Source organism: Stenotrophomonas sp. 22LJNL06-5-1 (assembly GCF_056861455.1).
This window is the reverse complement of sequence record NZ_JBSPUE010000008.1, coordinates 1-20,166: the sequence shown is the minus strand read 5'-3', so window position 1 is coordinate 20,166 and position 20,166 is coordinate 1. Positions and strand designations below refer to the sequence as shown.

General features: G+C 67.2%; 18 protein-coding genes. 9 read left to right on the top strand and 9 right to left on the bottom strand.

Annotated elements, in window-relative coordinates; all coding sequences use genetic code 11:
- The first annotated feature begins 98 nt into the window (after positions 1–98).
- Together AC13GF_RS16590 and AC13GF_RS16585 are read left to right on the top strand one after the other, a co-directional pair.
- Entirely contained in the window at positions 99–875 is a 777-nt protein-coding gene (locus AC13GF_RS16590) for an AMP nucleosidase (protein WP_005414446.1), read from the top strand.
- 43 nt (positions 876–918) lie between these two features.
- Positions 919–1,458 (top strand): DUF924 family protein, encoded by a 540-nt coding sequence (locus tag AC13GF_RS16585; RefSeq protein ID WP_006384394.1) that lies wholly within the window; start codon positions 919–921, stop codon positions 1,456–1,458.
- 77 nt (positions 1,459–1,535) lie between these two features.
- Here the strand turns inward: AC13GF_RS16585 and grxD are convergent, their stop codons facing one another.
- Positions 1,536–2,462, bottom strand: coding sequence for a Grx4 family monothiol glutaredoxin (gene grxD, locus AC13GF_RS16580; protein ID WP_126929566.1), 927 nt, complete (start codon positions 2,460–2,462; stop codon positions 1,536–1,538).
- Between the two features lie 59 nt (positions 2,463–2,521).
- Here grxD and AC13GF_RS16575 point away from each other — a divergent pair, with 59 nt between their 5' ends.
- Complete coding sequence (locus tag AC13GF_RS16575; RefSeq protein ID WP_483005346.1) at positions 2,522–3,301, top strand: polysaccharide deacetylase family protein; 780 nt, start codon at positions 2,522–2,524, stop codon at positions 3,299–3,301.
- Between the two features lie 44 nt (positions 3,302–3,345).
- On the opposite strand, the gene AC13GF_RS16570 is transcribed toward AC13GF_RS16575, so the two are convergent.
- From AC13GF_RS16570 to AC13GF_RS16560, 3 genes are read right to left on the bottom strand one after another with little or no spacing between them, the layout of a single operon-like run.
- Positions 3,346–4,065, bottom strand: coding sequence for a class I SAM-dependent methyltransferase (locus tag AC13GF_RS16570; protein ID WP_483005345.1), 720 nt, complete (start codon positions 4,063–4,065; stop codon positions 3,346–3,348).
- Between the two features lie 4 nt (positions 4,066–4,069).
- Positions 4,070–4,687: an SGNH/GDSL hydrolase family protein gene (locus AC13GF_RS16565; protein WP_483005344.1), complete on the bottom strand. Its 618-nt coding sequence runs from the start codon at positions 4,685–4,687 to the stop codon at positions 4,070–4,072.
- A gap of 3 nt (positions 4,688–4,690) precedes the next feature.
- On the bottom strand, positions 4,691–5,965 hold the full coding sequence (locus AC13GF_RS16560; RefSeq protein ID WP_483005343.1) for a pyridoxal phosphate-dependent aminotransferase: 1,275 nt from the start codon (positions 5,963–5,965) through the stop codon (positions 4,691–4,693).
- Positions 5,966–6,079: 114 nt separating this feature from the next.
- Here AC13GF_RS16560 and rsgA point away from each other — a divergent pair, with 114 nt between their 5' ends.
- Both rsgA and AC13GF_RS16550 read left to right on the top strand, forming a co-directional pair.
- Positions 6,080–7,189 (top strand): ribosome small subunit-dependent GTPase A, encoded by a 1,110-nt coding sequence (gene rsgA, locus AC13GF_RS16555; RefSeq protein WP_032965961.1) that lies wholly within the window; start codon positions 6,080–6,082, stop codon positions 7,187–7,189.
- 158 nt (positions 7,190–7,347) lie between these two features.
- Positions 7,348–8,601, top strand: coding sequence for a flavohemoglobin expression-modulating QEGLA motif protein (locus AC13GF_RS16550; RefSeq protein ID WP_024956039.1), 1,254 nt, complete (start codon positions 7,348–7,350; stop codon positions 8,599–8,601).
- Positions 8,602–9,040: 439 nt separating this feature from the next.
- On the opposite strand, the gene AC13GF_RS16545 is transcribed toward AC13GF_RS16550, so the two are convergent.
- From AC13GF_RS16545 to AC13GF_RS16525, 5 genes are all read right to left on the bottom strand, one after another.
- Positions 9,041–11,338 (bottom strand): TonB-dependent receptor, encoded by a 2,298-nt coding sequence (locus tag AC13GF_RS16545; protein ID WP_483005342.1) that lies wholly within the window; start codon positions 11,336–11,338, stop codon positions 9,041–9,043.
- Between the two features lie 160 nt (positions 11,339–11,498).
- Positions 11,499–12,023, bottom strand: coding sequence for a hypothetical protein (locus tag AC13GF_RS16540; protein ID WP_483005341.1), 525 nt, complete (start codon positions 12,021–12,023; stop codon positions 11,499–11,501).
- A gap of 208 nt (positions 12,024–12,231) precedes the next feature.
- The gene (gene phbB / locus AC13GF_RS16535) at positions 12,232–12,972 is read right to left on the bottom strand and encodes an acetoacetyl-CoA reductase (protein WP_012481221.1); all 741 of its coding nucleotides are present in this window, start codon (positions 12,970–12,972) and stop codon (positions 12,232–12,234) included.
- Between the two features lie 24 nt (positions 12,973–12,996).
- Positions 12,997–14,325, bottom strand: coding sequence for a CitMHS family transporter (locus AC13GF_RS16530; protein ID WP_483005506.1), 1,329 nt, complete (start codon positions 14,323–14,325; stop codon positions 12,997–12,999).
- Between the two features lie 75 nt (positions 14,326–14,400).
- On the bottom strand, positions 14,401–15,540 hold the full coding sequence (locus AC13GF_RS16525) for an OprO/OprP family phosphate-selective porin (RefSeq protein WP_483005340.1): 1,140 nt from the start codon (positions 15,538–15,540) through the stop codon (positions 14,401–14,403).
- Positions 15,541–15,782: 242 nt separating this feature from the next.
- Here AC13GF_RS16525 and AC13GF_RS16520 point away from each other — a divergent pair, with 242 nt between their 5' ends.
- The 4 genes from AC13GF_RS16520 to AC13GF_RS16505 are packed head-to-tail and all read left to right on the top strand — an operon-like array spanning position 15,783 to position 19,587.
- Complete coding sequence (locus AC13GF_RS16520) at positions 15,783–16,472, top strand: response regulator (protein WP_087802437.1); 690 nt, start codon at positions 15,783–15,785, stop codon at positions 16,470–16,472.
- On the top strand, positions 16,465–17,856 hold the full coding sequence (locus AC13GF_RS16515; RefSeq protein WP_032129112.1) for a sensor histidine kinase: 1,392 nt from the start codon (positions 16,465–16,467) through the stop codon (positions 17,854–17,856). The genes AC13GF_RS16520 and AC13GF_RS16515 overlap by 8 nt, the downstream gene beginning before the upstream one ends.
- Positions 17,853–18,908: an ABC transporter substrate-binding protein gene (locus AC13GF_RS16510; RefSeq protein WP_483005339.1), complete on the top strand. Its 1,056-nt coding sequence runs from the start codon at positions 17,853–17,855 to the stop codon at positions 18,906–18,908. The genes AC13GF_RS16515 and AC13GF_RS16510 overlap by 4 nt, the downstream gene beginning before the upstream one ends.
- 28 nt (positions 18,909–18,936) lie before the next feature.
- The gene (locus AC13GF_RS16505; protein WP_005414428.1) at positions 18,937–19,587 is read left to right on the top strand and encodes a response regulator; all 651 of its coding nucleotides are present in this window, start codon (positions 18,937–18,939) and stop codon (positions 19,585–19,587) included.
- Positions 19,588–20,166 lie beyond the last annotated feature (579 nt).

Here is a 20,166-nt window from a genome sequence, read left to right as displayed (position 1 = left end):
CTTGCCAAGTGACCTTCTTCACAGGCCTGCCGACGGTGGCTCGACGGCACCGGCCGGGTGGCTGAAAATACCCGGTCCCCCGCCGTACCGGACTGCCCATGAAGAGCAAGCAGGAAATCGTCGACAACTGGCTGCCCCGGTATACCGGCGTGCCCCTGGACCAGTTCGGCCAGCACATCCTGCTGACCAACTTTGGGGGCTACCTGCATACGTTCTCCGAGCTGACCGGCGCGCCGGTCATCGGCCTGGACCGGCCGATGGCCAGTGCCACCATCGATGGCATCACCATGATCAACTTCGGCATGGGCAGCCCCAATGCCGCGATCATCATGGACCTGCTGTCGGCGGTGATGCCCAAGGCGGTGCTGTTCCTGGGCAAGTGCGGTGGCCTCAAGCGCAAGAACCAGCTGGGCGATCTGGTGCTGCCGATCGCTGCGATCCGTGGCGAGGGTACCTCGGGCGATTACCTGCCGCCGGAAGTTCCGGCGTTGCCGGCGTTCGCGCTGCAGCGTGCGGTCTCGACCATGATCCGCGACCTCGGCCACGACTACTGGACTGGCACCGTCTACACCACCAACCGCCGGGTCTGGGAACACGACGAGGCCTTCAAGGAACGGCTGCGGGCGATGCGCTGCATGGCCATCGACATGGAAACGGCCACGGTGTTCGCCGCCGGCTTCGCCAACCACATCCCCAGTGGCGCGCTGCTGCTGGTCTCGGACCAGCCGATGATCCCCGATGGGGTCAAGACCGAAGCCTCCGATGCCAAGGTCAGCTCCCAGTTCGTGGAAAACCATATCCAGATCGGTATCGAGGCGCTTAAGCTTATCCGGCGCAACGGCAAGTCGGTCCGCCACCTGCGCTTCGACGAATGATGATGAAGGCCGGGCGCGGGGCGTCCGGGCCTGGGAGTAGGTAATGGACGTTGCCGCGCAAGTGGTGGAATTCTGGAAGGAGGCGGGCCCTGCGAAGTGGTTCGCCCGCGACGACGCGTTCGACGCGCAGTTCCGCCAGTTGTTTCTGGATGAGCATTTCGCCGCCGCTTCGCGCGGGCGCGAGCATTGGCTGGGCAGTGCCGAAGGGGCGCTGGCCCTGATGCTGCTGCTGGACCAGTTCCCGCGCAACTGCTTCCGGGGTACTGCCCATTCCTACGCCACCGATGGCCTGGCCCGGCATTACGCCATGCGCGCCATCGAGGAAGGCCTGGACCTGCAGCTGGTGCCGAAGCTGCGCGCCTTCATCTACCTGCCGTTCGAGCACTCCGAGGACCCGCTGGACCAGGACCGCTCGGTGGCGATGTTCGACGTGCTGGGCGACAAGGAATACCTGCAGTACGCCGAACTGCACCGCGACATCATCCGCCGCTTCGGGCGCTTCCCGCATCGCAACGCCGTGCTGGGCCGCATCCCCACGCCGGAAGAACTGGACTACCTGGCCGAAGGTGGGTTCGCCGGCTAAGAAAAAGGGGACGGAGGGGATTAAGTCGTTTATGGCACAAACGACTTAATCCCCTCCGTCCCCTTTTTCAGTGCCGATCAGTACTTCGGCACGCCGTTGTCCACCTCTTCGGACCAGGCGTTGATGCCGCCGGTGACGTTGAACACCTTGGTGAAGCCGAGGGCGCGGAACTGCTCGGCAGCCTGTGCGCTGCGGCCGCCGTGGTGGCACATGAAGGCCAGCGCGGTGTCCTTCGGCAGGGCTTCCAGCGCGGCGCGGCCGTTGCCATCGAAGCTCTTGAACGGCACGCCCACGGCGGCGATCTCGCGCTCGTCGGCCGGGCGCACGTCCACCAGGGTGATGTTGCCGGCACGCACCAGGTCATCGGCATCACGCACGCTGATTTCCTGTACCGGCTTCGGCGCGTTCGGGTTGTCGATGGCCAGGCCCTTGCCGCGGATGTCGTCCACCCAGTCGATGGTGATGCCGTTGGCGCGACGCGCGCTGGCCAGGTCGAACTGCACGCGCAGGCCGTTGGACTCGGCGGCAATCGCGCCTTCGTCGTGCGGGGCCAGCTGGAAGTTCGGCTGGAAGCCGGCGTCGATGCTCAGCTGCAGGGCGGCGCCCGGGGCGTCGGCCAGCGCGCCCTTGAGCATTTCCACGGCGGCCGGGGTCACGGTGATGCTCGGCGGGGTGCGGTCCGGTGCGGCCAGGCCCAGCACGCTGCTCAGCTCGCCGCTGGCGGCCATCTGCAGCACGATGTCGCTGCCGCCGACCAGTTCGCCATCGATGTACAGCTGCGGGATGGTCGGCCAGTCGCCATAGGCCTTGATGCCTTCACGGATTTCCTGGTCGGCCAGCACGTTGACGTGGGCGAACTCGACGCCGAGGTCCTGCAGGGCGCCCACGGCCTTGGCCGAGAAACCACACTGCGGCATCGACGGCTGGCCCTTCATGAACAGCACGACGCGGTTGGCGTTGAGGATGGATTCGATGCGCGAACGCAGGGCGGGATCGAGGGACATGGACGTCGGGTTTCCGGGAATTCGAATCATCAATTCTAACCCCCATGGCATCATGGGGGATGAGCAACGCAGGAACATTGCATCGCATCCCGGCCCGCCCCTGGCGCTGGCTGCCCTGGCTGGTGGCGTCGCAGCTGGCCGTGATCCTGGTCTGGGTGCTGGCGGGCTGGCAGTGGGGCCTGCCGCTGATGGTGGCCAGCCACGCAGTGTTCATGCTGCCGGTGTTCTTGCCCAACAGCCGCTTCTATGCGCCGGTGCTGAGCCGGCTGCCGGACGCCGGCAACACGGTATGGCTGACCATCGATGACGGCCCCGGCCCGGAAACCGGCGCCGTGCTCGACCTGCTGGACCGCCACCAGGCGCGCGCCACCTTCTTCCTGGTGGGGGAACGTGCGCTGGCACAGCCGGAACTGGTGACCGAGATCCTGCGCCGTGGCCACGACCTGGGCAATCACAGCCACAGCCATCCGCAGGCACGCTTCTGGCGGCTGGGTCCGGCCGCGATGCGTGCCGAGATCGAAGGCTGCCAGCACGCGCTGCAGTCCCTGAGCGGCCATCCAGTGCGCTGGTACCGCTCGGTGGTGGGCATGACCAATCCGTTCGTGGCGCCGGTGTTGAAGGCCCAGGGCCTGCTGCGCGTGGGCTGGAGTGCCCGTGGCTACGACGGGGTGGGCTGCACGCCGGACGGCGTGCTGGCACGGCTGCTGCCTGACCTGCGCCCGGGCGCCATCGTGCTGCTGCACGAAGGTGCCGCCCATGGCCACAATCGGGTGATCATCGAGCGTGTGCTGCAGGCGCTGGACGAGCGCGGTTTGAAGGCCCAGCTGCCGGCCCTGTAACTCCGGGTTCTGGTCGCTTGGAGCAGCCGAGCATGGGCTCGGCTCTACGCCTCGGGGCGTTTGGCCACCAGCAGCCAGCTGTTGAAGGGGGTACGCCCGTGCAGCGGCCGGGGGGCCGTCACCTGCAATCCGGCCTCGGTCAGCGTTGCCTGCAATATCTGTGGATCGGGATAGTGGCGCGGTCGTGTGCCCATCCAGCCGATCAGCCAGGCCAGCCGGTCCGCCACCCGCGTGGTGCGGTCTCGGCCATCACCGGTGGCCAGCGGTGTACGCAGCAGCAGGCAGCCACCGCGGGCCACCTGCGCGCTGGCCGCGCGCAGCAGTGCCTGCTGTGGGCCTGCGTCCAGGTACTGCAGCACGTCCAGCAGCAGAACGTGCCCGGCCTGCGCCGGCAGCGGCGCCTGCACATCCACGCAGTCGAAGCGCACGTCCTGCAGGTCGGCGGCAGCACGTTGCGCGCGGGTGATCTTGCCGGCATCCACGTCCACGCCCAGGTAGCGCCGGGTACCGCCGCGCTGGCGCAGCACATGGGCGAACAGGCCCAGCCCGCAGCCCAGGTCCAGCACCGGCTGCCCGTCGTCAGGCAGATGCTGCAGCACGCCGTCGTACAGCGGATCGCTGCCGAGCTTGCCGCGGGTGTAGTAGTAGTCGCGGCGGCTGCCCCAGGCCTGCGCCGGGAGGAAGGCCTCGGCGATCAAGCGGGCCTGCGGGGCCGTCAGGGGAGTGCAGGGCAGGGGCGGGCCGTTCCGTGGCGTGCCGTCCATCGCCTCAGTCCGTGCCGCCAAGCAGATGCGCGGCCACCGGAAGGGCGCGTGCGCTCCACAGCGCGTACATCCGCGCCGAAGGGTGCAGGCCATCCTCGGCAATCATCGTCGGGTCTTCGCCCTGCGCGCGGCTGATATCGGTGATGTCGACGAAGGCCACGCCGTGCCGGGTGCTGATCACCTCGGCAGCGGCATTGAACTCGTCGGTCTCGATCTCGATCGCGGCCAGGTCGCGGCCACTGCCGGTGCCGAACGGGGTCGCGCCCCAATCGGGGAAGGACAGCACCAGCACGCGACCGGCATCACCGCCAGCGAAGCCGATCGCCCGCTGCAGAAGCGCCTGGAACTGGCTGCGGTATTCGTCCAGCGGACGCCCGCGGTACTGGTTGTTGACGCCGATCAGCAGGCTGACGAAATCGAACGGTCCCTGCGGCGCGGCTGCGTCGATGCCAGCATCGAGTTCGTCGGTGGTCCAGCCGGTGGTGGCGATGGTCTGCGGATCGGACAGCTCAATGCCCTGCGCACGCAGCGCGGCGGCCAGCTGGTGCGGCCAGCGGCCTTCGACTGCAACCGCTTCACCGATGGTGTACGAATCGCCCAGCGCCAGGTAGGACAGCGTCACAGGTCAGGCCACCGAACGGCGTGGCTTCAACGGCACGACCTTGGTCGCGTCCTCGGCACGCCGCGCCAGCACGCGGTCGATGCGCGCGAACACATCGCGCATCACCGAGGCCTCCGGCATCAGGGTCACACGGAAATGATGGCGGTAGGGCACGTTGAAGCTCGAGCCGGGCACCACCAGCACACCTTCGTTGTTCATCAGGTCCAGCGCGAAGTTGTGGTCGTCGAAGCCCTTCGCCGCGGCGCCGACCACGGCCGGGAATGCGTACAGCGCGCCGGCCGGCGCGACCAGCGACAGGTGTTCGCTGGCTTCGCAGGCTTCGATGACCGCACGGCGGGTTTCGTACAGGCGGCCGCCCGGCGTGCACAACTCGGAAATGGTGTCCGGGCCGTTCACCGCCGCCTCGATGGCGTACTGGCCCGGCACGTTGGCGCACAGGCGCAGTGCGCCCAACAGGTCCAGTGCCGCGCGGAAGTCACCCAGGCGGGCATCGTCGCCGCTGAGGTGGGCCCAGCCCACGCGCCAGCCGCAGGCCCGGTGCACCTTGCTCAGGCCGCTGAAGGTCAGGCACGGATGATCACCGGCCAGCGGCGCGACCGGCTGGAACACCGCGTCGTCGTACAGGATCTGGTCGTAGATCTCGTCGACCAGCAGCAACAGGTTGTGGCGGCGTGCGATCTCCACCACGCGCTCCAGCAGTTCGCGCGGGTAGCTGGCGCCGCTGGGGTTGTTCGGATTGATCAGCACGATGGCGCGGGTGCGCGAGGACACCAGCGTCTCGATCTCGCTCGGGTCCGGCTGGAAGCCGTTCTCCGGTGCGCAGCGGTAGTACACCGGACGGCCATCGTTGAGGATGGTCGAGGCCGACCACAGCGGGTAGTCGGGCGAGGGCACCAGCACTTCGTCGCCGGGATTGAGCAGCGCACGCAGTGACAGGTCGATCAGCTCGCTGACGCCGTTGCCGAGGAAGACGCGGTCCGGGTGCGCATCAGGCGCGCCACGGCGGGAGTAGTAGCTGGCGATGGCTTCACGTGCCACCGGCAGGCCCTGCTGGTGCGTGTACGGGTCGGTGCGGCCCATGTCGTCGGCGATCGCACGCTGCAGATGCTCCGGCGCGCGGAAGCCGAAAGCTCCCGGATTGCCGATGTTGAGCTTGATCAGCTTGCGGCCCTGCGCCTCCAGCTCCCGGGCTCGCCGCGCCAGTTCTCCGCGGATTTCGTAGCGCACTTCGGAAAGGCGCTCGCGGATGGCCAGGGGCTTGGGCGAGTTGGTGGACATGGGAGCTGGGCCGTCAAAAGGCATGGGGCCTCCATCCTACCGGAATTGCTGCAATGCATGGCAAGGGCGCCGGGCCCGTCATTGCTGGGCTGGCAGGGCGCCGTCACAGGTAGAATGGCGGCGATGACCCAGACCCCCGATTTCATCGCCCTGCAGACCATTGGCTGGCCCTGGCCGGGCCCGGCGCAGCAGGCCGACTGGCAGGCCGCGATGGCCGCACATCCGCAGGCCCGCCCGGCACGGGTGATCGAACAGCACCGCACCCACTATGTGGTGGCCGATGGCCCGGATGCGTCGATCAAGGCCGAGTCGCTGCCGGAATGGCAGCGCCCGCGCTTCCCCAGCCATGAACGGCCGGCCGTGGGCGACTGGGTGCTGCTCGACGGCATCCGCATCGTCGCGCTGCTGCCGCGGCGTACCGCGATCAAGCGCGGTGCGGCCGGCGAGCATTACCACCAGCAGGTGATCGCGGCCAACATCGATACGGTGTTCATCGTCTGCGGCCTGGATGCCGACTTCAATCCGCGCCGCATCGAGCGCTACCTGCTGCTGGTCGGCGGTGGTGGTGCCGAACCGGTGGTGGTGCTGACCAAGGCCGACCAGACCGAGTACAGCGAGGATGCGCTGGCGGTGCTGGAAGAGCTGGAGATGCAGGGCATCGCGCTGCATGCGATCAACGGCCTGGATGCCGACAGCGTGGCGGTGCTGCAGCCGTGGCTGGGCCCGGGCCGCACGGTGGTGCTGGTGGGCTCGTCCGGTGCCGGCAAATCCACGCTGACCAACACCCTGCTGGGCGAGCAGCGGATGAAGACCAACGCGGTACGCGCCAACGATTCGCGCGGACGCCACACCACCACGCACCGCGCGCTGATGCCGCTGCCGACCGGCGCCTGCCTGATCGACACCCCCGGCATGCGCGAGCTGAAGCCGACCGGCGAAGAGACGCTGTCCGAAGGCGGCTTCGCCGATATCGAAGCGCTGGCCGCACAGTGCCGTTTCAACGACTGCAAGCACCAGCAGGAACCGGGCTGTGCCGTACGCGCAGCGATCGACGCGGGTGAGATCGAAGAGAGCCGGCTGCTCAATTACTTCAAGCTGAAGGAAGAAGTGGCCGCCGCCGCCGCCAAGCTGGCGGTCCGCCAGGCCGAGACCGCGCAGGAGCGTGGCGGCAAGAAGGGCAAGGGCCAGCAGTTCCGCCCGGCGGGCAAGCCGCGTAGGCGCTGACCCCGTAGTACCGGAAACCTGCTCCTGGTGGGTGCCAACTGACCGCTTGTGGTAGGTGCCAACCTTGGTTGGCACGAATCTGTCCAAAGCCCGCCTTCGGCGGATGCCAACCAAGGTTGGCACCTACCAAAGCAAGGGCAGGGCGCTATAGTCCGCGCATGGAACCGACTGCGACGCTGGACCGTGACGTGGCCCACCATGCAGCGCTCGATGCGCGCCTGGTCGAGGCCGTGGGAGGCATCCGCCTGCTGGGCCTGACCAGCTGGCCGGCAACGGTGCAGGCACCGTTCCTGGACAGCGTGGCGCGAGGCCAGCCGGTGCTGCCGAAGGTGGATTACCCACGGCTGGACTTCAGCGAAGAACGTCGCGCACTGGCCGCGATCGCCGCCGACTGTGACGACAGCCACCCACTGGGCCACTACGTGCGGCAGTCGGCGCAGAGCTGGGACCTGGCCGCGCAGCTGCTGGAAGGGCTGGGCACCGCGGCGGTCGATACCTGTTCGGTGCAGCTGTTCGGCGCACCCGAGCAGCCGCTGCCGGGCAATGGCCCGAGCACGCGCGAAGCAGCGCGCCACTTCATCCAGATTGCCGCCGAACTGGACCACGAACTGCTGGCGCCGGAAGAGCAGGTGCCGGTCTCGGCCATCGCGCTGCAGCTGCAGCTGCAGAACGACCTGGATGCCTTCTTCGAATCGCGCATCATCCAGGTGCAGCTCGACCCGGAACTGGTGTCCAAGGCGGCTGCCGGCCCGACCCGCATCCGCCTGCGCACCAGTGCGCGCTTCAGTGCCTACGACCGCGCGCAGTTGTTCCACCACGAAGCGCTGGTGCATTCGCTGACCGCATTGAATGGCCGCGAACAACCGGTGTTGCCCAGCCTGGCGTTGTCCTCGCCGCGGGTGACCGCCACCCAGGAAGGATTGGCCACCTTCGCCGAGCAGATCACCGGCAGCATCGACATCGAGCGCCTCAAGCGCATCAGCCTGCGTACCGAAGCGATTGCGATGGCACGCGAAGGCGCCGATTTCATCGAAGTGTTCCGCTATTTCTGCGACGCCGGGCAGAACGCGGAGGAGAGCTTCGCCTCGGCACAGCGCGTGTTCCGCGGCGTGCCGCCGAGTGGCGGCCTGGCCTTCACCAAGGACACGGTGTACCTGCGCGGCCTGGTGTCGGTGCACACCTTCTTCCGCCACATGCTGGCCGAGGACCGCCTGCAGGTCTGCCGCTGGTTGTTCGCCGGCAAGATGAGCCTGACCGATGCGATCGCGTTCGCGCCGCTGTTCGAGGCGGGGGTATTGAAGCCGCCGCGTTGGCTGCCGCACTGGGTGAGCCGGGCGAATGGCCTGGCCGGCATGCTGGCGTTCTCCCTGTTCGCCAACCGGATACGGATGGACCAGCTGGCGCCGGAATGAAATGCGTTGGCGGATCCTCCTGCGCCTGCCTGCTATCGGCTGGGAGGAGGCGGGGCACCCTGGTCAGGACACGCAAAAGCCCCTCCATGGTTCTCGATGGCGCCATCCATGGCGCCAACGGTCCTGACCAGGGTGCCCCGCCTCCTCCAGACAATTTCCTGCGGGCGCGGCAGCAGGTCCACCAGAGGGATTGCGTTTGAAAAGCTTGAAAAGCAAAGCGCCGGGCACTGCCCGGCGCTTTGCTTTTGCTCTTGCTTTCCACTGCCTCCGCGCCGGCGCAGGGAATTGTCGAGCGCGGGTAGGCAGGCCCATGCAGGACCGTTGGCGCCATGGATGGCGCCATCGAGCCCCCAAGGACGGGTTTACGGCGTGTCCTGCATGGGCCTGCCTACCCGCGCCATGCAGGAATACTCAATGCGCCGCAGCGCCCGCTTCTGACTTAGAACTCCGCCGCCACCGTCATGAACAACTGCCGCGGTGCGCTCGCATGGATCGCATAGCGCTTGCCTTCCGGATCAGTTGGTGCGAACGAGCTCAGCTGACCGGCGTAGCGCTTGTTGGTCAGGTTGGTCGCATTCAACGACACCCGCACGTTGCGCAGGCCCAGGCCCGGGCCGAAATCGTAGCCCGCACCGGCGTCGAAGGTGGTCACGCCCGGCACCGACTGGTCGTTGGTGTAGGTGTAGTAGCGCTTGCCGGTGTACTTGGCACGCAGGCTGGCGAAGAAGCCATCGCGGTTCCAGCTGATCTCACTGGAGGCCATGCGCTGCGGCGTATCCACGGTGATCTTGCCAGCCACCGGCACTACCGCGCCGCCGGACAGGTAGTCGTCCTCGTAGGTGGTTTTGTTCCAGGACAGCGCGTTGTACCACTGCAGGCCGTCGATCGGCTTGAGGATGAAGGTCAGTTCCGCGCCGTAGCTCTTCACCGAACCGACGTTGATGAAGCGCGTCACGCACTCCGGACGCGTGCCGACTTCGATGCTCGAGCAAGGGTTCAACGACAGCAGGCGGTTGTCGAACTTCATGTTGTAGCCCGCGATCGACGCCTGGTACTTCTCGCCGAAGGTACGGAAGCCGGCTTCCAGGCTCTTGGACTTCTCCGGCTCAAGCCCGGCGCTGGCCGCGAACGATTCCGGCGACACCTGCAGCGGGCCGCCGCTGCCACCGCCGACGAAGGCGGCGATGTTTTCGGCGTACGAGGCGAACAGCTCGTTGTTGGCGTTGAGCTTGAAGCCCAGGCCCACCTGCGGCAGCACCGATTCCTTGGCGGTCAGCGTACCCGAAGCGATGCTGGTTTCCACGCCCGGCTGGGCGGTGGCACGCATGCGGGTGTTCGGGCTCTTGATGCCCACATCCACGGTCAGGCGCTGGTCCAGGAAGCGCATGCGGTCCTGCACATAGAACTGGCGCGTGCGGATGTCGAAGTCCTGGTTGAACAGCAGGCGGTCCGGGTTCTTCAGGTACAGGTCGTCCAGGAACGGGCCGCTGATGTAGTAGAAGTTGCGCGAGACGTTGTGGTCGTTCTGCTCGTACCACAGGCCGGCTTCCAGCTCGTGGATGCCGACCGTCCACGACAATGCGGCGGTCAGGCCATCGCGGTTGATCGTGTAGTTGGTGCTGCGGATCGAGATCGGCAGCATCTTGTCGGTACCCGGGTAGGACGGCTGGCCCGGTGCCCACCAGTGACCCTGGCCACGGTTGTCGTGGTGGTAGGCCAGCAGCTTCAGGCGGCCCTGCTCGCCCAGGCGCAGGTCGGCATCGACCGAGTACAGGTTGTCGTCACGCAGTGCGCGGCTCTGGTAGTAGGCGTCGTCGATGCTGGTGACGCCGCCGCTGAACTTGCACTTGCTGCGGTCCAGCGTGCCCGGCGCGCAGTACGCGGCGGCCACGGCGCGGTCCCAGTCCGGTGCGTAGATGTTCCAGTCATAGCCCAGGCCACGGGCCAGCATGTCCTTGGACAGGTAGGCGTAGTTGGCCTGGCTGGCGCGCGAGGTGGCCACGAACGCACCGAAGCGGTGGTCGCCGACATTCCACACCGCCTTGGCATTGAACTGCCGCGTGGTCTGGTTCTGGTACGGCGCGGCCCACATGTCCTGGTCCTGGTGCACGCCGGACACGTAGGCCGAGAAGCCGTTGATGTCGCCGGTATCCACGCGCAGGTAGCCACGGCGCTGGCTGTCGTCGCCGACGGTGACGCTGGCGCGGCCGCCGAACTCGGTCGACGGGTCCATCGAGAAGTACTGGATGGTGCCGCCCAGGTTGCTGGTCGAGGCCACGCCCAGCGAACCGATGCCCTGCGACAGCTCGGCACCGGCCAGGTTCTCGGCGATGATCGCGCGGGCGATGCTCAGGCCGTTGTAGTTGCCATAGCTGTTGTCGCCCAGCGGAATGCCGTCCAGCGTGTAGCCGAGGCGGCTCTTGTCGAAGCCGCGCAGGCTGATCGTCTGCGATTCTTCGTTGGCGCCGAAGGCATCATTGGACTGCACCGACACGCCCGGCAGGCGGTCGAGGATCTTCTGGCCGCTGGTGCCCGGCGGCAGCACCTGCTTGTCGACGGCGGTGATGCGCTGCACCTGGCGGGTCTCGCCCTGGCCGATCACGGAGACGGTATCCAGCGTCTGCGCGCTCAGCGCGGCATCGGTGCTGGCGCCGGTATCGGCGGCGGTGGCGGCATGGGCGCTGGCGGCGGCGGAGAGCGCGATCGCCACGGCGATCGTCAGGTGTCGGGTCTGCATGGTGGTCCGTTGCATTGGGGGTGGTCACCGGCACGCGTGCGCGGTGCATGGCCACTATGCGAACGGAACATGAAACCTTCTTTACGAAAAACCAACGAAGACTGCAGGGCAGTGGTGCGTGTCCTGCAACATGCTCGTCATGGGGGTATGTCGGTGGGAATCAGAAGCGCTCCCCGGGCCAGCTCAACTTGAGCTGGTTCATGCAGTCACGGTCATGTTCGGAGAATGAGAATCCGATCTGGATGCCGTTCTCTACCGTGCCGAACACCGTCGACTCGTCCAGGCTATGCCCTGACGGGACGGAAAGGACGTTGAAGCCGGGGTAGCGACGACCCATCTGCTTTCGCGAGATGCAGGCGCCGCTCAGCCGCAGCGTAATGCCTTTGATGATTTGCCCCGACGCATCGGTGTGGATCTGGCCAGAAGGCCCCTTGATCCTCCCAGCGACCACGAAGGGCGCCAGATCGATGGTGGCGCTGTCGCCCCGGCCCCTTCTTGCTTCCGAACGCGAGCCGGCCGGAGCCAGTGGCGATAGCTGCGCGACAAGGTCAGAGCGTGCCAGCTGCAGGGACCAGCGTTCCACGAGCCGCCATGTTGCATCCGCCTCATCCGCAGTGGCAGCAGGTGGCGTGGCCGCCAGTGGCGGGGTGGCGACCACAAGAAGCGCAATCAGCAATGCACGCATGCCAACCTCCTTGATCCGCGATTCCGGCCGTTCATCCATCGGGCTCAGCGAGCGTTGGCAGGTATAGCACCGGTTCTGCCGATGTATCGGGCAATACGTCCCGAAAATGCAGAAACAAAAAAGGGGCCGGATCCCCCTCGCAAGCGAAGGTTCACCGGCCCCGCGCACTCCGTGGGGGAGGCGGTCCACGCGTTGCGTGGAGACGGGCTCAACCCATGTACAGGCCACCGTTGACCGGATAGTCGGCGCCGGTCACGTACGAGGCTTCGTCCGAGGCCAGCCACGCGCACAGGCCGGCCACTTCCTCGGGGCGGCCCAGGCGGCGCACCGGCACCGAGGCGGCCAGCCGGTCCAGCACATCCGGCGGGAAGCTGCTGATCGCCTGGCTGGCGATGTAGCCCGGCGAAAGGGTGTTGACGGTGACCCCGCGCGAGGCCACTTCCGCCGCCAGCGCACGGCTGAAGCCATGCATCGCGGCCTTGGCGGTGGCGTAGTTCACCTGCCCGATCTGGCCCTTGTGGGCACTGACCGAACCGATGTTGATGATGCGGCCCCAGCCGCGCGTGGCCATGCCGTCCACCACCTGCTTGGTCAGGTTGAACAGTGAATTGAGGTTGGAGGCGATCACTGCGTTCCAGTCCTCCACCGTCATCTGCCGGAACAGCAGGTCGCGGCTGCCGCCGGAGTTGTTGACCAGCACGTCCACTTCACCGACTTCGGCGCGTACCTTGGCAAACGCGGCGCTGGTCGAGGCCCAGTCGGTGGCGTTGCCTTCGGAGGCGATGAAATCAAAGCCCTGTTCGCGCTGCTCGCGCAGCCAGTTGGCCTTGCGCGGCGAGTTCGGCGCGCAGCCGGCAACCACGGTGTGGCCACTGCGGGCCAGGCTCTGGCAGATGGCAGTACCGACACTGCCCATGCCGCTGGTGACGTAAGCGATTCGAAGCGTCATTGCAGAAGGCTCCTTGGTAGAGGGTCAGGCGGCGAGCGGGTACAGGCCGAACAGCAGGCTGCCGACCATCAGCAGCATCGAGATGGCGATGGCCCACTTCAGGGTGAACTTCTGGTGGTCGGCGAACTCGACCTTGGCCAGGCCCACCAGCAGGTAGGTGGACGGCACCAGCGGGCTGAGCAGATGCACTGGCTGGCCGGCCAGCGAGGCGCGTGCCATTTCCACCGGGGTGATGCCGTAGTTGCCGGCGGCCTCGGACAGGATCGGCAGCACGCCGAAGTAGAACGCGTCGTTGGACATGAAGAAGGTGAATGGCATCGACGCCACCGCGGTGATCACCGCCAGGTACGGGCCCCACGATTCCGGAATGACGGCCAGGAAGCTGTGCGACATCGCTTCGACCATGCCGGTGTTGTTGAGGATGCCGGTGAAGATGCCTGCGGCGAAGATCAGCGACACCACCGACAGCACGTTGCCGGCATGGTTGACCACGCGGCGGCGCTGCTCGGCCAGGTTCGGGTAGTTGATCACCAGGGCGATGGCGAAGCCGACCATGAACAGCACCGGCATCGGCAGCACGCCGATGATCAGCGCGGTCATCAGTGCCACGGTCAGGGCCAGGTTCACCCACAGCAGCTTCGGGCGCTTGATGTCTTCGGCGTCTTCCACGGTCGGCAGCGGGTTGCTGTCATCGGACACGCTGTTGTCCATCCAGCTGCCGCCCTTGGGCAGGATCACCACGCCGAGGCGACGGCGTTCCTTCAGGCCCAGGTACCAGGCCAGCAGCAGCACGCCGGCACAGGCGATCACCATCGACGGGATCAGCGGCACGAACACGTCGGCCGGGTCCACGTGCAGCGCGGTGGCCGCGCGTGCGGTCGGGCCGCCCCACGGGGTCAGGTTCATCACGCCGCCGGCGAGGATGGTCACGCAGGTCATGTTCAACGCGTTCATGCCCAGCCGCTGGTACAGCGGCAGCATCGCCGAGACGGTAATCATGTAGGTGGTCGAGCCATCGCCGTCGAGCGAGATCAGCATCGCCAGCACCGCGGTGCCGAGCACGATCTTCATCGGATCGCCCTTGACGAAGCGCAGGATGATCCGCACCAGCGGATCGAACAGGCCCGCATCGATCATCACGCCGAAGTAGAGGATGGCGAACATCAGCATCACGCCGGTGGGCGCGATCTTCTTGATGCCCTCCAGCATCATCTCGTCGATGTTGGCACCGAAGCCGCCGATCAGCGCGAACAGGATGGGGATGGTGATCAGGGCGACGAGCGGCGACAGGCGCTTGCTCATGATCAAGTACATGAACGTAATGACCATGCCAAAGCCGAGGATGCTCAGCATCATCTGCGGACTCCTTGCGAAAACAGGACGTGGGGAAGTGGAAGGGGCCCGGGCGGCATGCCCGGGAGATCAGGCTTAGAAGTCGTACTGCAGGCGTCCGGTAACCGCGCGCGTGCGGTCCACCGTGACCCCGGCGAGGCGGTCGCGGTTGCGGCTTTCGATCACGTTGAGCATGAAGCGCAGGTTGTCGCGCAGGTACCAGTTGCCACCCAGCGTCCAGGCTTCGGTGCTGCCGCGGCGCAGGTCCGGCGCACCATCGAGGTGCTGTGCACCCCACATCTGGTCGTAGCGCAGCGCCACTTCGAAGGCACCGGCCTTGTGCCGGATGTCCTTCACCCGCGCGAAGCGGCCGGTCTTGCGGTCGTAGGCGCGGCTTTCGCCGGTGACGAACCAGCTGAGCATGCCGTAGGCGGCCATCACGTCGCCGCGCTGGGCGCCGTCATCGAAGGTGGCGCCACTGAACTCGCCCTGCCACGACAGCGGGCCGCGCACCTGTGCGTATTCCAGCGACCACTTGTTGACGTCGGTATCGCGGCCTGCGGAGAAGTCGACCAGGGTCAGGCGGCTCTCGTCGGACAGATGGCCGGCCGGGCGCGGGCGGATGCGCAGGCCTGGCACGCCATTGGCGCCGGGGTTGTCGTAGGCCTCGCGGGCCAGCGACAGGCCCAGGTGCAGCACGTCGCCCTCGCTGGGCGAGGGTGCCCAGGTGACGCGACCACCCGCCGCGCGGCCCTTCACCTGCCAGGCGTCGATGCTCTCCAGGCTGTAGAGGCTGGCCGCCCAGGTGAAGTCACCGGGGTTGGCCTGCCATGACGCACCCAGGCGGTACAGCGGCGCCAGCGTGGTGCCGGCGTTGCCACGTTCCAGGAAGCTGCCGTAGTTGGAGCTGGTACGGTCATCCAGCGAGAAGTACTGCTTGAACTGGCCTACGGTCAGCTTGCCGGCCTTGCCGAAGCTGCGTGCCAGGTACACGTCCTTGGCCTCGACGCGGTCGCCGGAGAAATCGGCTTCCAGCTTGTAGTCGACCACGAAGAACTTGCCCGACACGTCCAGCCAGGCGCGACGGATCTCGGTGTCGTCCTTGTTCGGGGTACCGCGGTTGTCGTTGTCGAAGGTGGCGAAGTCCAGGTGCAGGCGGCCCCCGAGCGAGGCCGTGACCGGACGGTCGTCTTCGGCGGCAAAGGCCGGCGCCGACAGGGCAGCCAGAGCCATCATGGCGGCAGGACGCCGCCAGGCAAACGTGAATTCCACAAACCCTCCCAGGTGCGCGCCAGGCGCGCGGCAATCGTGGGCACCGGACGGTGCGCGGCCGCAGTCTGGGTCGGGCAAGCTGTCATCGTCCTGTCAACGGATTGTGCGGTGCAGCGTAAAGCGGCCCGCTGCTGCCTCCGGGCGGTGCCCGGCGAGCGCGGCAGCGGCATGCGGTAGCATTCGTTTCCCCTCCCACCCCCGTGCCCATGCGCCTGCTGCTGGTCGAAGACAACCCGGATCTGGCCGATGCGATCATCCGCCGCATGCGCCGCAGTGGGCATGCCGTGGACTGGCAGGCCGATGGCCTGGCGGCGGCCAGCGTGCTGCGCTACCAGAGCTTCGACCTGGTGGTGCTGGATATCGGCCTGCCCAAGCTCGATGGCCTGCGCGTGCTGGCCGGCATGCGCGAGCGCGGCGACAGCACGCCGGTGCTGATGCTGACCGCGCGTGATGGCATCGAAGACCGTGTGCAGGCGCTGGATGTCGGCGCCGACGACTACCTGGGCAAACCGTTCGATTTCCGCGAGTTCGAAGCGCGCTGCCGCGTGCTGCTGCGGCGTGCGCGTGGCCAGGCCAGCGAAGTGGTGCAGATCGGTGGCTTCCAGTTCGACAACGCGGCGCACCGGGTCAGTCTCGACGGCGAACCGATCGAACTGCCCAACCGCGAATACCGGCTGCTGGAGATCCTGGTCGGCCGCCTCGGCCAGGTGGTCGGCAAGGACGAAATCGGCAATGGGCTGTTCGGCTTCGACGACGAAGCCGGCCCGAATGCCATCGAGCTGTATGTGGGTCGCCTGAGAAAAAAGCTGGCAGGCGCACCGCTGCGCATCACCACGGTGCGCGGCGTTGGCTACCTGCTGGAAACCAGTGATGACAGCGCCGACGCCGATGGCTGACGCGCGTACCGCGAATGCCGCACCGGGCTCGCTGCGGCGCACGCTGCTGCTCTACCTTGGCGCGTTGCTGGCGGTGTTCGCGGTGGCCCTGCTGTTTGCCGCGCGCGGCTATGGCCAGCGCGCCGCCAACCGTTCCTACGATCACCTGCTGGTGTCCTCGGCGTTGTCCATTGCCGATTCGGTGGCCCTGGTCGATGGCCAATGGCAGGTCGATCTGCCCTATGCCGCGCTGGACCTGCTGGCGATGGCCCCGGAAGACCGTGTGTTCTATCGGGTCGCCGACAGTCGCGGCAACCTGATCACCGGCTACGGCGACCTGCCGGCGCCGCCGCGCCGGCCCGGTACGCAACCGCAGCTGTTTGATGCGGCGTACAGCGGCGAGACCGTGCGCTTCGTGGTGGTCGGCCGCAGTTTCGCCGCCGCCTCGGCGCAGGGCGAAGTACAGGTGCAGGTCGGCCAGACCCGGCGTGCGCGTGAAGCAGTCGCGCAGGACATGGTCAACCGTGCATTGCTGGCGATCGGTGTGCTGTCCGGGCTGCTGCTGGCGCTGGTGGCCTTTGGCGTGCATCGCGCGTTCCGGCCATTGGTGCGGGTGGAACGCGAGCTGTCGCGCCGCGAGCCGTCCGATCTGAAACCGCTGGATGCGCGCGTGCCGCGCGAGATGGACCAGATGGTGGCGGCGTTGAACCGCTTCATGGAACGACTGTCCAGCAGCAACGAGACCTTGCGCGCGTTCATGGCCGAGGCCGCGCACCAGATGCGTACGCCACTGGCGGCATTGCGCGCGCAGGCACAGCTGGCGCTGGATGATGACGATCCGGAGGACATGCGGCGCAGCCTGCAGGCGATCGAGCGCAACGCCACGCATATGAGCCGGTTGCTCAACCAGCTGCTCAGCGATGCCAGCGTGATCCATCGTTCGCACCTGCAGCGCTTTGCGGCGGTGGACCTGGCCGAGACCGTGCACCAGGCCCTGCATGAAGCCCTGCCGCAGGCCGGCCCGGCGCCGCGCGTGCAACTGGCGATGACCGCCGAACCTGTGCAGGTGCACGGCGATGCACTGCTGCTGCGCGAAGCGATCAAGAACCTGGTCGACAACGCATTGAAATACGGCGGCGACGGCCCGTTGCAGATCGCCCTGACCGTGGAAGGCGGGCAGGCCGTGCTGACCATCGCCGACCATGGCGCCGGCATCGCAGCCGCCGATGCCGAGCGCGTATTCGAACGTTTCGCGCGTGGCGAAGGCGCGCCATCCGGCGGTGCCGGGCTGGGCCTGGCCATCGTCAAGCGCGTGGTCGACAGCCATGGTGGCCGCATCGACCTCAGCAACCGTCCGCAGGGCGGGCTGATCGCCACCATCCGCCTGCCACGGAGCAGTCCATGATCCGCCTGTTCGCTGCTGCCGTTGCCTTGCTGTTGGCCGTGCCGGTGCTTGCAGCACCGGGCGACGTGCGCCGCTTCCCGGCCCAGGCAAAGGCCACTGCGCAGCTGCGCATCCACGGCACCACTGACATCGAAGTGTTCGCGGTAGTGATTGCCGATTACCAGCGGCTGCACCCTGGCACTGAAGTGGTGTACGAGGACATCATCACCCAGGACCTGTACGCACGTTACCTGCACGACCGCGGCGGACCGGCATCGCCGGACCTGCTGATCTCCAGCGGCATGGACCTGCAGACCAAGCTGGTCAACGATGGCCACGCGCTGCCACATCGCTCGGCGCAGACCGCCGCGCTGCCGGCCTGGGCGCAGTGGCGCAACGAGGCGTTCGGCATCAGCTACGAGCCGGTGGTGATGGTCTACAACACCCGCGCAATGCCTTCGGCAAAGGTGCCGCACACCCGCCGCCAGCTGCTCGACCGCCTGCGTGCTGAAGGTGCACCTCTGCGCGGCAGGGTCGGCACCTATGACATCGAGCGCAGCAGTGTCGGCTACCTGTTGTCTACCCAGGATGCGCAGCGTGGCAGCATCGCCGGCGCGCTGCTGGGCGCGCTGGGCGACAACGACGTGGTGCGCGAGGAGCGCACTGGCGTGCTGCTGGACAAGGTGGCCAGTGGCCAGCTGTCGCTGGTCTACAACGTGCTCGGCTCCTACGCGCAGGCACGTGTCGATGCCGGCGCGCCGCTGGCCATCGTCGAGCCCGAGGACTATACGCTGGTGGTGCTGCGCACCGCGGTGATTCCGCGCACCGGCCCACACCCGGAAGAAGCGCGACGCTTCCTCGATTACCTGCTGTCGCCGCGAGGCCAGCAGGTGCTGTCGCGTGAGGCGCGGCTGATGCCGATCGTGACCGGCAACGCACGTGGCGACGATGCGCCCGGCCGCAGCCGGCGTCCGATCCAGCTGGGTCCGGGCCTGCTGGTGTACCTGGACGCGCTCAAGCGGCGGCAGTTCCTCGATGCCTGGCGCAGCAGCGTCGAGCCGGCGGGGCGCTGAGGCTCCGGCCTGCCCGTACAATGGCGGCATGAGCGAATACACCATCCTGATCGCCGACGACCACCCGCTGCTGCGTTCGGCGGTGGTGCAGTCATTGCGGCAGAGCCTGCCGCTGGCGCAGGTGCGCGAGGTCGCCAGCGCCGAGGCATTGGCCGAAGCACTCGACGCGCACCCGGACGTGGACCTGGTGCTGCTCGACCTGACCATGCCCGGCGCACATGGTTTTTCCGCGCTGCTGCACGTGCGCGGCTCGCATCCGGACATCCCGGTGGTGATCCTCTCGTCCAACGACCATCCGCGGGTGATCCGCCGTGCCCAGCAGTTCGGCGCGGCCGGGTTCATCCCGAAGTCGGCCCCGGCCGAGACCATCGGCGAGGCGGTGCAGGCGGTGCTTGATGGCGGCTTATGGTTCCCGGCGATGGCCGCCGAGCGTTCGGAGGCCGATGCACTGCTGGCCAGCCGCCTGGCCCAGCTGACCCCGCAGCAGTTCCGCGTGCTGCTGTGCCTGGCCGATGGCCTGCTCAACAAGCAGATTGCCTATACGCTGGGGTTGGCCGAGAACACGGTGAAGGTGCATGTCACCGCGATCCTGAAGAAGCTCGAATGCCATAGCCGCACGCAGGCGGCGGTGCTGGTGAAGGCGCTGGAGCCCGAGGGCGACGCCGGCATCGGGTTGTAGTTTCCAGCCAACGGCGCAGCCCCTCGTGGGTGGAGCATTGGGTGGGTCGTTGAAGGCAGAAGCTGCGATTGGGCCGGTCGGGTTGGGTGCGCGGGGGACGCCGTGAATCCGTCCCTGGAGGCTTGGCAGCCGCATCCATGCGGCTGACACCCCCGCGCACCCAACCCGACCGGCCGCTGACAGATTTCGGTGGCCTGTCACCCACGGATAAGAAAAAGAAGATCAAAAGCAAAAGCAGCCTGGCAGGCCGCCTTTTGTAGAGCCGAGCCCACGCTCGGTTGCTTTCCGGCCGGTCCGTGAAGCCGAGCAGGGGCTCGGCTCTACACGAGCAAGCGAAGCGCAGCGACCCGCCTTTGATCTTCTTTTTCCTCTCCGTGGGTGGGGAACACCCGGAACCTGTCAGCGGCCGGGTGGGTGGGTAGTGCGGGGTGTCCGCGGCATGGATGCCGCGGCCAAGCCCCCATGGACGGGTTGCGGTGGTCTAATCAACCTGGACACTCGATAGGATCAATTTCAAGCATCGAGGTAGACCCATGGCAAAACAGATCACTCAGGGCATGAGGGACGAGGCGGTCCGCC

What these genes read in the sequence shown, in the direction of transcription:
- phbB (WP_012481221.1), bottom strand. Translation starts at nt 12,972, where the DNA reads ATGACGCTTCGAATCGCTTACGTCACCAGCGGCATGGGCAGTGTCGGT.
- AC13GF_RS16520 (WP_087802437.1), top strand. Translation starts at nt 15,783, where the DNA reads ATGCGCCTGCTGCTGGTCGAAGACAACCCGGATCTGGCCGATGCGATC.
- AC13GF_RS16510 (WP_483005339.1), top strand. Translation starts at nt 17,853, where the DNA reads ATGATCCGCCTGTTCGCTGCTGCCGTTGCCTTGCTGTTGGCCGTGCCG.
- grxD (WP_126929566.1), bottom strand. Translation starts at nt 2,462, where the DNA reads ATGTCCCTCGATCCCGCCCTGCGTTCGCGCATCGAATCCATCCTCAAC.
- AC13GF_RS16590 (WP_005414446.1), top strand. Translation starts at nt 99, where the DNA reads ATGAAGAGCAAGCAGGAAATCGTCGACAACTGGCTGCCCCGGTATACC.
- AC13GF_RS16575 (WP_483005346.1), top strand. Translation starts at nt 2,522, where the DNA reads ATGAGCAACGCAGGAACATTGCATCGCATCCCGGCCCGCCCCTGGCGC.
- AC13GF_RS16545 (WP_483005342.1), bottom strand. Translation starts at nt 11,338, where the DNA reads ATGCAGACCCGACACCTGACGATCGCCGTGGCGATCGCGCTCTCCGCC.
- AC13GF_RS16530 (WP_483005506.1), bottom strand. Translation starts at nt 14,325, where the DNA reads ATGCTGAGCATCCTCGGCTTTGGCATGGTCATTACGTTCATGTACTTG.
- AC13GF_RS16570 (WP_483005345.1), bottom strand. Translation starts at nt 4,065, where the DNA reads ATGGACGGCACGCCACGGAACGGCCCGCCCCTGCCCTGCACTCCCCTG.
- AC13GF_RS16540 (WP_483005341.1), bottom strand. Translation starts at nt 12,023, where the DNA reads ATGCGTGCATTGCTGATTGCGCTTCTTGTGGTCGCCACCCCGCCACTG.
- AC13GF_RS16515 (WP_032129112.1), top strand. Translation starts at nt 16,465, where the DNA reads ATGGCTGACGCGCGTACCGCGAATGCCGCACCGGGCTCGCTGCGGCGC.
- AC13GF_RS16585 (WP_006384394.1), top strand. Translation starts at nt 919, where the DNA reads ATGGACGTTGCCGCGCAAGTGGTGGAATTCTGGAAGGAGGCGGGCCCT.
- AC13GF_RS16550 (WP_024956039.1), top strand. Translation starts at nt 7,348, where the DNA reads ATGGAACCGACTGCGACGCTGGACCGTGACGTGGCCCACCATGCAGCG.
- AC13GF_RS16560 (WP_483005343.1), bottom strand. Translation starts at nt 5,965, where the DNA reads ATGTCCACCAACTCGCCCAAGCCCCTGGCCATCCGCGAGCGCCTTTCC.
- AC13GF_RS16505 (WP_005414428.1), top strand. Translation starts at nt 18,937, where the DNA reads ATGAGCGAATACACCATCCTGATCGCCGACGACCACCCGCTGCTGCGT.
- AC13GF_RS16525 (WP_483005340.1), bottom strand. Translation starts at nt 15,540, where the DNA reads ATGATGGCTCTGGCTGCCCTGTCGGCGCCGGCCTTTGCCGCCGAAGAC.
- rsgA (WP_032965961.1), top strand. Translation starts at nt 6,080, where the DNA reads ATGGCGGCGATGACCCAGACCCCCGATTTCATCGCCCTGCAGACCATT.